General features: G+C 26.7%; 16 protein-coding genes. 9 read left to right on the forward strand and 7 right to left on the reverse strand.

Going from position 1 to position 13,614, the window contains the following annotated elements:
• Together H8S20_RS19845 and H8S20_RS19850 are read left to right on the forward strand one after the other, a co-directional pair.
• Nucleotides 1-385, forward strand: a 385-nt coding sequence (locus H8S20_RS19845; protein WP_186861162.1) for a restriction endonuclease, incomplete at its 5' end; no start/stop codon positions are given.
• On the forward strand, nt 375-896 hold the full coding sequence (locus H8S20_RS19850) for a restriction endonuclease (protein ID WP_032118041.1): 522 nt from the start codon (nt 375-377) through the stop codon (nt 894-896). The genes H8S20_RS19845 and H8S20_RS19850, both read left to right, overlap by 11 nt.
• A gap of 31 nt (nt 897-927) precedes the next feature.
• Here the strand turns inward: H8S20_RS19850 and H8S20_RS19855 are convergent, their stop codons facing one another.
• The 3 genes from H8S20_RS19855 to H8S20_RS19865 form a co-directional block, all read right to left on the reverse strand.
• On the reverse strand, nt 928-2,913 hold the full coding sequence (locus tag H8S20_RS19855; RefSeq protein ID WP_051986840.1) for a sensor histidine kinase: 1,986 nt from the start codon (nt 2,911-2,913) through the stop codon (nt 928-930).
• 194 nt (nt 2,914-3,107) lie between these two features.
• Entirely contained in the window at nt 3,108-3,950 is an 843-nt protein-coding gene (locus H8S20_RS19860) for a CvfB family protein (RefSeq protein WP_032118040.1), read from the reverse strand.
• Between the two features lie 11 nt (nt 3,951-3,961).
• Nucleotides 3,962-4,462: a gamma carbonic anhydrase family protein gene (locus H8S20_RS19865; protein ID WP_186861163.1), complete on the reverse strand. Its 501-nt coding sequence runs from the start codon at nt 4,460-4,462 to the stop codon at nt 3,962-3,964.
• 123 nt (nt 4,463-4,585) lie between these two features.
• On the opposite strand from H8S20_RS19865, the gene H8S20_RS19870 reads away from it, so the two are divergent.
• Nucleotides 4,586-5,620 (forward strand): CehA/McbA family metallohydrolase, encoded by a 1,035-nt coding sequence (locus tag H8S20_RS19870; protein WP_186861164.1) that lies wholly within the window; start codon nt 4,586-4,588, stop codon nt 5,618-5,620.
• A 39-nt stretch (nt 5,621-5,659) separates the two neighbouring features.
• Here the strand turns inward: H8S20_RS19870 and H8S20_RS19875 are convergent, their stop codons facing one another.
• Nucleotides 5,660-6,010, reverse strand: a complete 351-nt coding sequence (locus H8S20_RS19875; RefSeq protein WP_032118037.1) for a hypothetical protein — start codon at nt 6,008-6,010, stop codon at nt 5,660-5,662.
• Between the two features lie 204 nt (nt 6,011-6,214).
• On the opposite strand from H8S20_RS19875, the gene H8S20_RS19880 reads away from it, so the two are divergent.
• Nucleotides 6,215-6,676 carry an Lrp/AsnC ligand binding domain-containing protein gene (locus tag H8S20_RS19880; RefSeq protein ID WP_032118036.1) on the forward strand — a complete coding sequence of 154 codons (462 nt, stop codon included), beginning with the start codon at nt 6,215-6,217 and terminating at the stop codon, nt 6,674-6,676.
• 62 nt (nt 6,677-6,738) lie between these two features.
• Nucleotides 6,739-6,930: a DUF378 domain-containing protein gene (locus H8S20_RS19885; protein ID WP_186861165.1), complete on the forward strand. Its 192-nt coding sequence runs from the start codon at nt 6,739-6,741 to the stop codon at nt 6,928-6,930.
• On the opposite strand, the gene H8S20_RS19890 is transcribed toward H8S20_RS19885, so the two are convergent.
• Both H8S20_RS19890 and H8S20_RS19895 read right to left on the reverse strand, forming a co-directional pair.
• Nucleotides 6,895-8,649 (reverse strand): phosphoenolpyruvate carboxykinase, encoded by a 1,755-nt coding sequence (locus H8S20_RS19890; protein WP_186861166.1) that lies wholly within the window; start codon nt 8,647-8,649, stop codon nt 6,895-6,897. The genes H8S20_RS19885 and H8S20_RS19890 overlap by 36 nt on opposite strands.
• Before the next feature lie 133 nt (nt 8,650-8,782).
• The gene (locus tag H8S20_RS19895) at nt 8,783-9,466 is read right to left on the reverse strand and encodes a lysophospholipid acyltransferase family protein (protein ID WP_366456707.1); all 684 of its coding nucleotides are present in this window, start codon (nt 9,464-9,466) and stop codon (nt 8,783-8,785) included.
• A 152-nt stretch (nt 9,467-9,618) separates the two neighbouring features.
• On the opposite strand from H8S20_RS19895, the gene H8S20_RS19900 reads away from it, so the two are divergent.
• Entirely contained in the window at nt 9,619-10,464 is an 846-nt protein-coding gene (locus H8S20_RS19900; protein WP_186861168.1) for a ComEC/Rec2 family competence protein, read from the forward strand.
• Between the two features lie 77 nt (nt 10,465-10,541).
• Here the strand turns inward: H8S20_RS19900 and H8S20_RS19905 are convergent, their stop codons facing one another.
• Complete coding sequence (locus H8S20_RS19905; protein WP_186861169.1) at nt 10,542-11,210, reverse strand: ribonuclease H-like domain-containing protein; 669 nt, start codon at nt 11,208-11,210, stop codon at nt 10,542-10,544.
• Between the two features lie 218 nt (nt 11,211-11,428).
• Between H8S20_RS19905 and H8S20_RS19910 the strand changes: the two genes are divergently transcribed.
• From H8S20_RS19910 to H8S20_RS19920, 3 genes are read left to right on the forward strand one after another with little or no spacing between them, the layout of a single operon-like run.
• The gene (locus tag H8S20_RS19910) at nt 11,429-11,650 is read left to right on the forward strand and encodes a FeoA family protein (protein ID WP_032118031.1); all 222 of its coding nucleotides are present in this window, start codon (nt 11,429-11,431) and stop codon (nt 11,648-11,650) included.
• 13 nt (nt 11,651-11,663) lie between these two features.
• Complete coding sequence (feoB, locus tag H8S20_RS19915) at nt 11,664-13,424, forward strand: ferrous iron transport protein B (RefSeq protein WP_186861170.1); 1,761 nt, start codon at nt 11,664-11,666, stop codon at nt 13,422-13,424.
• Between the two features lie 14 nt (nt 13,425-13,438).
• Nucleotides 13,439-13,579 (forward strand): FeoB-associated Cys-rich membrane protein, encoded by a 141-nt coding sequence (locus H8S20_RS19920; RefSeq protein ID WP_081921695.1) that lies wholly within the window; start codon nt 13,439-13,441, stop codon nt 13,577-13,579.
• Nucleotides 13,580-13,614: the final 35 nt, after the last annotated feature.

Genomic DNA, 13,614 nt, shown 5'->3' on the forward strand with positions numbered 1-13,614 from the left:
TTCTACTCATAATTATGAAAATATTATTATTTTCAAAGATAATATTCCTGAATTAACAAATCTTAAAGGAATATTAAATGGAGATAATGTCTATATAACTTGTATACAAAATATCATGAAAAATGATTCTAATAATGAAAATCTATCTACACTTACTACCAAAAAAGATATAGAAAGTTTTTTAGGACGTATGATCACAAATGATTGTAAAAGAGGTCTTTTCATAAATAATACTTCATATTCAAACGATGTGTGTGATTTCGTTAGAGTATTGAATTCTTCATCCAACTTTGAAATAAAATTAATTGATGGATATGAACTAACTAAATCCATACGATTATATAAAAATTGTAATATAGAACTGGAGGTAAGTAATGAGTTTTAATAATATTTATTTGTTTATTATAATAATCTTTTTTTGTCCACTTATAGGAAAAATAATAGTTAATGCTTTAGAGTTTTATAGCTTATCAAAAGAATATCAAAATGGTAGTCCTCTTCTTAATTCTTTAATAAGACTTACCCCTAAAGAGTTTCAAATTTGGTGCGGTGAGTACTTAGCTTATCTAGGATATAGCAATATAATATTTTCTGATATTTCAGATTCAACCTCCTCAATAATTTGTACTTTAGATAATTCTAGTTATTATGTTTGCTGCAAAAAAAATCCTAAGGATATTTTAGTTGATGAAGTTGACTTAGAAAGTCTTCTAGGTCTTTTAATATCAAAATCATTATATAAAGGTATATTGATTACTACTTCCCCCTTATCTTCTAAGGCATCATCTTTCTTAGAGAATATTCCTGCTCCATACTATATAGAAGTAATATCTTTAAATACTATTATCGAAAAAGATTTAGGTAATTATCCTCTACAGTTAAATAATTTAAAATAAGCTAATCTTATATAAATAAGATTAGCTTATTTTAGAAGTATATATCTGAAAATTCTATTTCTACTTTTGGTACTAGTGTATTTTCAAATGTAAATTCATCCTGTAATTTATAATAATCTTCTACATCACACTTTACTACAGGCAATTCTACTCTTACAGTAGTACCTTTCCCTACTTCACTCTCTATAGATATATTACCATTATTGATTTCTACCATAGACTTAACTAAATTTAAACCTATTCCACTTCCTTCAGCTTTTCTATATAAAGTAGTATCTCCTCTTTCAAATCTATTAAATATAGTATCTACTCTATCTTTGTCTATTCCACAGCCATTATCCTTAAAAAATATCGCTACTTTATCTTCAGCTTTTTCTATGTTTACATATAATAATCCACCATGTTCATTATATTTTATAGCATTAGATATTAGGTTTAATACAATTCTTTCTATTGAATCTTCATCACAAGAGCAAAAAATCTCCTCTTCTACAGTGTCAAATATAACCTCTATACCTTTAAACGATGCATAATCAATAATTGATTTAGTTATATCTTCAACTTTCTCTACTATATTTACTATTTTTTTAGTAGGTGAATAATATCCACTTTCTATTTTATTTATATCTAATATATTATTAATCAGCTTTATGAGTCTAAAGCAATTTTGTCTTATAGATGATGTATATTTTCTACATCCTACTAAATTGCCATCATCTATATACTTTTCCTGCATCTGCATAGCAGAATATATTACATTTACAGGTGTCTTAAACTCATGAGATATATTAGTAAAGAATTGATTCTTCAATTTTTCATCATCTTCCTTTTGTTTTAATTTTAATATCATATTTTCGTAATCTTTTCTATACTTTATATCTCTAAGAATAAACAAATATAAATCATTATATGTATCCTTTAATTTAACTCCAATTTCTTCACACTCTATTGTAATATCATTTATAGTATAAATATTTCTTCTTGGCTTCAAAATACTATCATTTGATAATATAGTATCTTTTTCCTTAATTCTTTCATAAGAACCTTTATCAACAATATCAAAGATACTTTTGCCTATTACATCATTCTTATTTTTTATATTAAAGAAATTTTGATAACTATCGTTTATATAGATTATTTCATCATTTTTTCTTATAGTCACTGCATCAGGCATATTTTCAAATATACCTTCATACCAAGATACCATGTAATGTAATTTTTCATTTAAATTTTTTTCAGTATTAATCAAAGTGTTACTTATTAACACTTTTAAAAACGAATATTCCCCAACAATATAAATTAGCGTAAATAAATAAAATCTTAAATCAAAAAAATCATATTTTTTAAAATACATAGATAATAAATATACTACCTTCAATGATAAATATACTAGTATTCCTTTATATGAGTCATCATCAAATCTTTCTTTTTCTTTATATAATAATATTATTAAAAATATGAAACCACATACAAGAAGCATACTTCTAATAGAGTATCCCCATGAACCGACGTTTAATTCAATAATTTCCATAAATACAAAGTTAATTAATATTCCTACTATAAATATTATTATAAAGTATTTAAAATTTTCTTTAAAATTATTTAATGTAGCTCCTATCAATATAATTTGTAATATGTAATATATAGTATTAATAAATATAGTTTTATTAGATATTAAGTCAAAACTTATATTGTTAGTATATGTAGAATAAAATATTGCTGACTTTATTATTGTAATTAGAGCTAAAAAACCGCACCCTATTGATATTTTTAAATAGAAATCATCTTCATTATCTTCTGAAAAAATACTATTATACTTATATTTCATTCTACTTATAGAATAAATCATTAAAACAATATAAAACATACTAGTTATAGTTTTACACATGTATTCTATAAAATATTTATCTGAAATCCCTTTAATAACTATGGACGTAAAAAATAAAAATATTATTATGCTTAATATATTTATTATATCCCAGGTCTTTTGCCCTTTTCTTAAACACTCTTGCTTCATAAATAATTTACCCCATCATTTTATCTAAATAAAATCATTCTAAATACTATGTTTATATTTTAACACTTCTAAATTTTACATCATTATATAAATAATTTCAATTTTTTCTACATATTTCTACACATAATAAAAAATATTATGTAATAAATTATAAAAATTAAAAGATGCTACATATTTGTAACATCTTTTTAATCTTATATTAATCTACAACCTTCTGAATCTTGTTTAAGTTTTCCTTCTTTCATAAGACCACCTAAAGCCATCTTAAAGTAATTTTTACTTGTTCCAAATGTAGCTTTAATATCTTCTGGATTGGATTTATCATTAAACTCCATAAATCCTCCATTCTTTTTCATATACTTAACTATCTTTTCTTTTAGTTCATCTCTTTCGCTTAATCTAGTTTTTCTTGGAGTTAACCCAATGACTCCATCTTCATATATTCTCTTAACTCTTAAGCTCATTTCTGCACCTGGGAATATTTCTTCATAATATTCATTAGGTAAAACTAAACCTTTATATTTTCCATCTACAGCAACATTTAAAGTTCCCGATGGTGTTCTTGAATAAACCATAGCAGTTACTTCATCTCCAACTTTAAACCCTACTGATTCATCTGCTACTTCTATGTAGTTTTCAACTTCAGTAGTACCTGCTAATCTATTTGTCTTATCTAAATATATGTAAAATAAATATTTATCTCCTGTACGAAGTTTAAAACGTTGCTCTTTTAATGGAACAAAGATATCCCTATCTAGTCCAAAGTCTACGAATGCACCAAACTCACCTTGTTGAACAACTTTTAGATATGCTACATCATATACTTTAGCTAACGGCTTTTTAAAAGTAGCTATAGGTCTATCTTTCGAATCTCTATAAATAAAAACTTCTCTTTCTTGCCCAACTTCAACATTCATTCCCTCAGCTAAAGATTTTGGAAGTAATACATCCTCACCACTCTCTTGATCTACCAAGTAGAACCCAAAATCCTTCTCTCTATCAACTTTTAACGTATTATAATCACCTATTTTTAACATAAGCCCTCCTATTATTTATATTTCTTACTTAATGCTACATAATTATCAGCAGACTTTTGAATTCTATCTATTTCTTCATCTGTTAATTTTCTAATAACCTTAGCTGGATTTCCTAATATTAGTACACCATCTTCAAATGATTTCCCTTGTGTTACTAATGCTCCTGCACCTATAATAGTATTCTTACCAATTTTCGCTCCATTTAATATTATAGATCCCATTCCCACTAAAACATTATCTGAAATATTACATCCATGTATTATAGCTCCATGTCCTATAGTAACATTTTTACCTATTATAGTCTCATACTCATTATCTATATGAATAACTGAATTTTCTTGGATGTTAGAATTTTCTCCAACAACTATTTTATTCATATCGGCTCTTAATCTTGCTCCAAACCATACATTAACATTTTCTTCTATTAAAACATCCCCTATAATATCTACAGATTCTGATATATATGCAGTCTCATTAATTTTAGGGTATTTACCACTAAACTCCTTAATCATCTCTTCAACCTCACTTATTCCAAAGTTTCACTTTATTTTATCATCATTTATAATTGTTGTCATTATTTTAATACTCACAATACTATATATAAGTAAGTAATAATTTATTAAGAGGTATAAACTTTGGGAAAAAAGAAAAATAAAGATAATATAGTCTTTGATCAAAATAAAATAAAATTTTATTACGGAATACCTCACTGTCATTCAAATTACTCTACTGGTAGAGGAACGCCTTCTGAGCTATATGAATATGCAACAAAATGTGGACTAGATTATTTATTTATAACCGATCATAATGATTTCCTTAATAATAAATCATCTAAAGACAGTTCATCAACAAAATGGCAAAGTTTAAATAGCATCTGTAATAAATTCAAAAAATCTCATGATGACTTCCTTCCAATGATTGGCTTTGAATGTAGAACAGAATCATTTGGTGATTTTAACGTAATAAACTCAAAAAACTTTTTTACTGGTGCAGTTAAAGATTTAAGACTTTTAACGTTATGGATGTTAAACAATCCAACTGCATTTATATCTATTAATCATCCCCATAAAAATATAATGGCTATTCCCTACGATCCAATATTTAATAATATAATTACATCTATCGAAGTTTGTAATGGTAATCCTTCTGCAAAGATTACTTATCACGACAAATATTTTTTTCAATTATTAGATTGTGGTTGGAAATTAAGCGCTATAAATGGTCAGGATAATCACAGAATTAATTTTGATCAATCTGATAATCTTACTGTATATATAGGAAATGAATTATCTCACGAAGCTTTAACAGATGCGTTTAGAATGCATAGAACATATTCTACTGAGTCTAGATTTTTGAGATTATATTTTACAATAAATAATAGCTTTATGGGAGAAAGCTTAGTTATTAGTAATAAAAAATTAAAGTTTTCAATTTTTGCAGAGGATGTTAAATATAGAATAAAGGATATCGAAATAATAACAAATGGTGGCAAACTTATTAAATCAATAAACAATATAAATTTAAATAGTATCAAATACCTCTATGAACATATTCCTTCCGAAAATGAAAGTTGGTATGTAATAAAAGTCTATCAAGCAGATGGTAAAATTGCTATTACATCTCCTATTTTCATTTATCATTATAACATTAATAACGAAGAAACCTTGTAAAAAAAATGAGAAGCAAATTAAAAGCTTCTCATTTTTATTTTACTTATCATTATTTTGATTTTTTAAATGCTTAACTCTATTTGGCTTAGCCTTAGGTCTAATTTCAATTTGTTTTTCTTTTTTCTTAGGTCCTCCAGTAGTTTGAATCTCCAAAAACCATAAGAAAAATGTTACTGTAACTATAGTAAATACCATACTTACCCACATATTTTGTTCTTGCATAATCTTTGGTAAGAATAATTGTATAAGAAATAATGCTATAGATATTCCTAAAGGTATAAATTTATTTATTCTTACCTTTGAGAAAACATATTTTCTACCTAAGAAAAGAATTCCAAATGTAATTGCTAGTAATATTACGAAATATAATACTGTAAATAAAATGCCCATCCTCTGTTTGCTCCTTCCATATATTATACTTATATATTACTTTTAATTTAACATATTTTCAAGTAATATTATTTTTCCATTTTTTGATAAAACGTTAAATTTTCACTTATTATTTAAAAGATTTTATTTAATACTTCTTTTTTCTTATATAATTTGATAAAATATATAGAAGATATTATAAATTTATTAAAAGGGGTGTTAGTTTTGAATCAAAGTTATCAATTAGATGAACTAGATTTTCAGATTTTAGATATATTAGTTAAGGATTGTAGAACTCCTTATTTAGAAATTGCTAGACTTTGTCATGTAAGTGGTGGAACAATACATGTGCGTATGAAAAAGATGGAGGAACTTGGTATTATAAAAGGTTCTCGTATATTACTTGACCTTCCAAAACTTGGGTATGATGTTTGTTGTTTTGTTGGTATTTATGTAGATAAAACTTCTTCATTCAATGCTGTTTTTGATGAGTTATCAAAAATCAATGAGGTTGTGGAGTTACACTTAACTACTGGTGATTATTCAGTATTCGCAAAAGTTATATGTAAAAATATCACAGACCTTCAAGATATACTTTTAAATAAAATTAATGTTATAACCGGAATTCAGCGAACCGATACTATTATTTCGTTAAATCAGCCTATAGACAGAAATATTACTATTTAATGAATAAAACCTCCTTTTTATGGTTACTATAGCAACAGTATCATAAATAAGGAGGTTTTTTTATGAAACTACTAGATAATATAGTACTTACATTAATTATACTTGGCTCTATTAACTGGGGCTTAATTGGTATATTTGAATTTGATTTAATCTCTAATATTTTCGGTTATATGTCTGTATTCAGTAGAATTATATATTCTATAATCGGAATTTCTGGTTTATATGCTATTTCTTTCTTTTATAATATCAAATAATTCTATAGCTGCTCTTCTTGGTCCTTCTTTTTCTTGACCTTTAATTCCTAAGCAAGTTTTAATCTGACCTACCTTAATATTATTTTTAAACATAAGCTTAAAGTAGTCTTCTATTAATATATCTGTCTCATCTTGCATTTGAACTGGTCCAAACGGATTTGCAAAATAACTTTCAACTAAACCTTTTTCTGAAGTAGTTCCCTTAGCCATTCTTGCTCCACTTTTAAATACTTTAATAGAGTCATCAACATTATCAAAGAACTCTATAGATTTATCATTACTTCCTACTTCCGTGTAGTTATTTGCATAAAGCATTATATCTACCTTATATCCCTTAACTATTTCAAAATAAGGCGTTATCGGCATTACTAGTCTAGCATTTATCTTATCCGGATTCATAAATATACTTCTATCTATTTCATTAAAAGCATATCCTTGCTCCAAATCATCTAACCTAACAAAAGCTCCTATTTCTGTTCCGTAACCAACTACTTCTTCATCTGTATTTTTAAATGTACCCATATCATCAAAAATTACAGTCATATCACTTATATTATCTTTACCAAGAGCTCTAAATGCCTCTAAACTTTCAGATTTTCCTGCTCCACTATCTCCCATAATAACAACATTAGCTTCTTTACCATCTTTAAGTTTAATATTAACCATTGCTCCATGAATAGGTAAATATCCCCTTTTTATCATTATTATATTATGAAGTGTTAATATCATTTTTTTCATATATCCAAAATAATCTATTTGATCTGAGTGGTTGATATATCCAAGCATAATATCATTCTCTACATCATCATAGAATACTGTTTTGAAGTCATCTTCTTTATCTGTTCCTCCAAACACATATACTATATCAGGCTTTTTATTTCTGCACTCTTCTCTTTTTGCCATTTCAAAAAGGTTACATAACGTTATTCCGTGTTCCATAAAATCTCTATGGAAATATATATACGCCAATAACTCTCCAACTTTCGCTGGATAGCAGAACCAATGTTCTTTATTTATTACGCATTTCTTTAAAGGATTTTCTGTTGTTTCTGAGAATATTCCTGTTCTCGTATTTCTTTTTGGATAAGTTATAAATGGTGGTTCAATTAATATACAGTCAATAAAGTTTATCTCTTGTAACATCTGATATGATTTAGGCATTGGCCAATTTACTTTATTTATCATCACACTACAATTTCCACCAACTGGTATTTGTCTAAATACCAGTGGTTTTTCACCTAAGACATTCTCTTCCACTTTTCTATATAACTTTAATATCAATCTTGAAAAATTACTATTTGCTTCAGTAAAACTCATAGCTGCAAGTCCTTGTCTAATCCTATCTGTGTGAATAATAGTGTATCTTTCAAGCCTTCTCCAAAAACGATAAAAATCCTCTATAACCTTTATAAATTCATTTTTATCTTTAAATAGCCCCTCATAATTTATATTTACTTCTAATATTTCTTCTACATTCATTAAAGTTAACCACTTAAAAACTGTAACAAGATTTTTTCTTATATAATGTATATCATTACTATCAAGAGCTTCTGATAAATATCTATATGCATTAGATCTCTTGTTTTGTGCCTTCTTTAAATAAACTTCTAAAGTTCTTCTGAATCCATCACTATCTAGTATCATCTCATAAGTTGTACAGTATTTCGCTGTAAAATTAATTAATACTTTGTCGTTGTTGATAGAAAATTCTTTTCGCATTTAGCAATCTCCTCCCCAATGTGGCTTTATCTTATATTATTTATTCAAAAAATGCTTTAATATGCAAAATAAATAAGTAATTCTTACTATAATTAATAAATTTACTTAATCTATTAAATTTTAAAGCACATTCTTAGCTTAAATATGATTCTATGACACTTCTTACATCATCATTCAATGATTTTTCTTGTTCCTTAGTTAATTCAGCAGTATTTATTGCCTTTCCAAAGGTAACTTTTATTTTTGAAGGTTTAAACTTTTTATCTTTTTCAAAGCTCGTATAAGCACGATCTATTGCTATAGGAACTATAGGTGCTTTTGCTTTTGTAGCAAGCTTTAAACTTCCCTTTTTAAATACTCCTAAATTTCCATCTTTACTCCTAGTTCCTTCTGGAAATATTGCTAAAGAATATCCTTTTTTCAATAATTCCACTCCATGATTGATTGTTTTTATAGCTTCTCTTGGATTTTCTCGATCTAATGGGATACAGTGTCCTTTTTCAAGCCATGTTCCAAGAACTGGCACCTTTAAAACTTCTTTCTTAGCAACAAATCCTACCAATCTATCTATTATATAAAACATTATAGGTATGTCTAATATACTAGTATGATTTCCAATAAAAACACATGGTTCATCAGGTATATTTTCTAATCCTCTTATATCTAAATCTATACCAATAGTTTTTATAGTATATTTACCCCAAAGATATGCTGTTTGTTGAGCATATTTATCTGCTTCTTCCTGCCCTTTATATTTTTTAATCCACGAATGTTTTATAGCCTTACCCCTAAGAATTACCATATACGCACCGTACAAAATCCCTTTTATTATCATTAATTTACTCACACCTTTATTGTTTAATTATATCAATTATACTATTTAAAATATTTCACTTCAAGAAATACTCTAATAAATTTGTATATTTTTTTGTTATTTTGTTAAGTATTATTAATGATTTGGAGGTTATTATGAGATTTTTTAAATTTTTACCCATTATTTTTATTATTTTATTATGTAGTTGTACAGTTCCCCCTTCAAGTTCTACTCAATTAATGGAAGTTCATTTTATCGATGTTGGTCAAGGTGATGCAATTCTAGTTCAGGTTAATAATAAAAATCTTCTCATAGATTCCGGTCCCAAGGAAAGCAGTTCTAATTTATTCAATTATCTTAACTCATTAAATATAAATAAATTAGATTATGTTATAGCTACGCACCCTCACGAAGATCATATAGGAAATATGTACTCCGTCATAAAAAAATTTGATATTGGTGAATTCTTTGCGCCTAAAGTAACACATACTTCAAAATCTTTTGAAAGAATGGTTGAATCTCTTATATCCAAAAACCAAAAGATTAATGTATTTGATACTAATACAACATCTATTAATCTAGGAAAAAGCATCCATATTTCTATATATTCACCCTCACCAAAAGATTATGGCGATAATCTAAATCTCTATTCTGCAGTATTTAGAATTCAATATGGGAGTACTTCTTTTTTATTCACTGGAGATTCTGAAAAAAATAATGAAGAAGAAATCCTAAACTCTGATTCATCCATCAGATCTAATGTCTTGAAAATAGCTCATCATGGTTCATCAACATCTACTTCTCAATCTTTTTGGGAGGCTGTCAATCCTGAAATTGCTATTATTTCTGTTGGAAAAGATAATAGTTATAATCATCCTAACTCACAAATTTTAAAATTAACAAGCTCTCTCGGGACTAAAGTTTATCGTACTGATAAAGATGGTACTGTAACTTTAATTTCTGATGGTACTAATATTTATAAAAAAACTTCCTCTAAATGATAGATGCTCCTAAATTAATTTAGGAGCATCTATCATTTAAGGATTTTATCCTTAAATCAATATATTGATAACAAACATTAAACTTCTTCTACTATCTCTATTGGTTTAATATATTTCTTCCATGCAGTAAACATCAAATATAAACTTACTACATCTTGTTCATTATACAATAATATATTTTCAATTTTTTCATTTGGCATTCTCTCAATATATTCTTTATCTTTTAATACTTTATGGAAAGTTTTAGCTAAATTTGAACCGCTGATTAATTCGCTCTCTCTATGTATATCAAATACTTTTTCAAGGTTTTTTAATCCTATAGAAGTCTTTTTATCCATCTCATATTCTTTTTGAATATCTACTGATTCATATTCCCTAATAAAATCATAATAAACACCATATTTATTAAATAAGTAGTTTATTACAGTAAAATCATTATTTCCTGAAAAGGTTACTATAGCTTTTTTACCCTCTTCTTTCATGTTTATAAAATATTTCTTAGCCAATATCAATATATCTACTACATCATTTTTTCCTTCTATCATATATTGAGTAACATGAAGTTTTTTATCCTTATCATCAAATACACATGCTCCAAAAACACCTACACACTTAGGTTTTTTATATACATAATGTTCTAAATCGAAAAATATCAATTCTTCTGGTTTAAACTTAACATTTTCTCTTTCTAGAATATACTCTAAATCTTGTTCCTCTACTTCTATTATATTTTCTCTAATTATCAAAAATATCACTCTTTCTTCTTTATTCTTTCTTCCCCCTCAATTCAAATTTACTAAACTTTCTTTTTTCATTATATCATCTTATTTTATAAGTGAATATATAATTATTACTATTAAACGTAGCATTTTCAATTTATGTGATACTTTTATTATATTGACCAATTGTTAAAGTTTTGATATTATAATTATATGATAATGATTTTCAATTTGAGGTGAAATTTATGTGCATTTGTGATTTAAAACTTGGTGAAAAAGGTATTATAAATAAAATAAATGGCGATTCTAAACTCGCTAAAAGACTATCGGCCTTAGGTTGTATAGAAGGAACTGAAATTGAATTAAAAAGAATTGCTCCTTTAGGGGATCCAATTGTATTAAACTTAAGAGGTTTTGATCTTGCAATCAGAAAGAAAGACGCAAAAAATATATATTTGACAAAATAAAGGGGATGACATAATGAAAACAGTTGCCTTATTAGGTAATCCTAACGTAGGAAAAACAACTCTTTTTAACGCATTAACTGGCTCCAATCAAAGAGTTGGAAACTGGGCTGGTGTTACAGTAGATAGAAAAGAGGGTACTTTCGATGATGTAAAAATTGTGGACTTGCCTGGAATATACGCTATGGATACCTATTCTAATGAAGAAAAAGTATCAAAAGAATTTTTAGAAACTGGTGATGTTGATGTTATTTTAAATATAATTGATGCTTCAAATATAGATAGAAATCTTTATTTAACTACTCAATTAAAGACTTTTAAAAAACCTATTATTTTAGCAGTAAACATGATTGATGTTGCTGAAAAAAAAGGAATTAAAATAGATTATGATAAACTATCAGAATTATTGCAAGTTACAGTTATTCCGATTCAAGCATCAAAAGAATTAGGTATAAATGAAATTAAAGAAGCAATAAAATCTGATAATTTTTTAAAGTCACAAGATGATAACAATTATCAATTTTCTTCTGAAAAAGAAGCTTATGACTTTATTTCATCAATTTTAGAAAAATGTAATAAAACAGAAAATCCCGAGCATGAAACTTTAAAAGATAAACTTGATAATATTCTATTAAATCCATGGTTAGCATATCCAATTTTCTTTATAACTATGGCTTTAATTTTCCAAGTAACATTTAGTTGGATTGGACAACCTCTTTCTGATTTACTAGATGGCTTTCTAAATGATACTATTATTCCTTTTGCATCTAATATGTTATCAAATTCTAGTCCTTGGTTTAGTTCACTAATCATTGATGGAATAATTTCTGGTGTTGGTGGTATATTAGTTTTATTACCTATAATCCTATCACTATTTACTTGTATAACTATTTTAGAAGATAGTGGATATATGGCCAGAGTAGCTTTCCTTATGGATAAGGTTATGAGAAAAATGGGACTATCAGGGAAAGCATTTATTCCAATGATTGTAGGATTCGGATGCTCAGTACCAGCAATTATGACTGCTAGAACTTTAGAGAGTGAAAAGGATAGAAAGCTAACTGCTCTTCTTGTACCTTTAATGAGTTGTAATGCTAGATTACCTGTTTATAGTGTTTTCGCTGCAGTATTTTTTCCAAATAGTATAGGGCTAGTTGTAGCTTCTCTTTATTTTTTAGGAATACTACTTGCCTTCATAATGGGAATCCTATTTAAGAATACTTTATTTAAAAAAGATGAAGAACCATTCTTAATTGAATTACCTGAATACAAACTACCATCATTTAAAAATATTATAAATCAACTTTACGAAAAAAGTAAAAGTTTTATTATAAAAGCAGGAACATTAATTTTTGCAATGAGTGTAGTTTTATGGTTTTTATCAAACTTTAATTTTTCTGGTATGACAGATGTAAATAGCAGCATATTATCATCTATAGGTGGTTTCTTAGCACCAGTATTCAAACCTTTAGGTTTCGGAAATTGGCAAGCTTCAGTTTCATTATTAACAGGATTAATTGCTAAAGAAACTGTCGTTTCATCTATGAGTGTTATATTCGGTGGTAATCTTTCAGTTTTATTACCACTACATTTCACTGCCTTATCCGCACTATCATTTTTAGTTTTTGTTTTACTATATACACCTTGTATAACTGTTTTAGGTACTATGAAAAAAGAATTCGGCTTAAAAATGACTTTATTCTCAGTAGGATATCAACTTATTTTAGCTTGGACTGTATCATTCTTAGTATTTAATATCGGTTCATTAATTATATAAAGGAGATATGTATTATGGAAATTTTCGCAACAATTGTAATAGCTTTATTAGCATCATTTATAATATATAGAAATATAAAAAAATCTTCTAAAGGTAGTTGCAATTGTGGAAGTTGCTCTTCCCATTGTCCTAAATATAATAACAATAAAGAGTAACATTTTATATAAAAAAGGAGCCAATAGGCTCCTTT

This window comes from Clostridium hominis (assembly GCF_014287825.1).
Taxonomy (GTDB): domain Bacteria; phylum Bacillota; class Clostridia; order Clostridiales; family Clostridiaceae; genus Clostridium; species Clostridium hominis.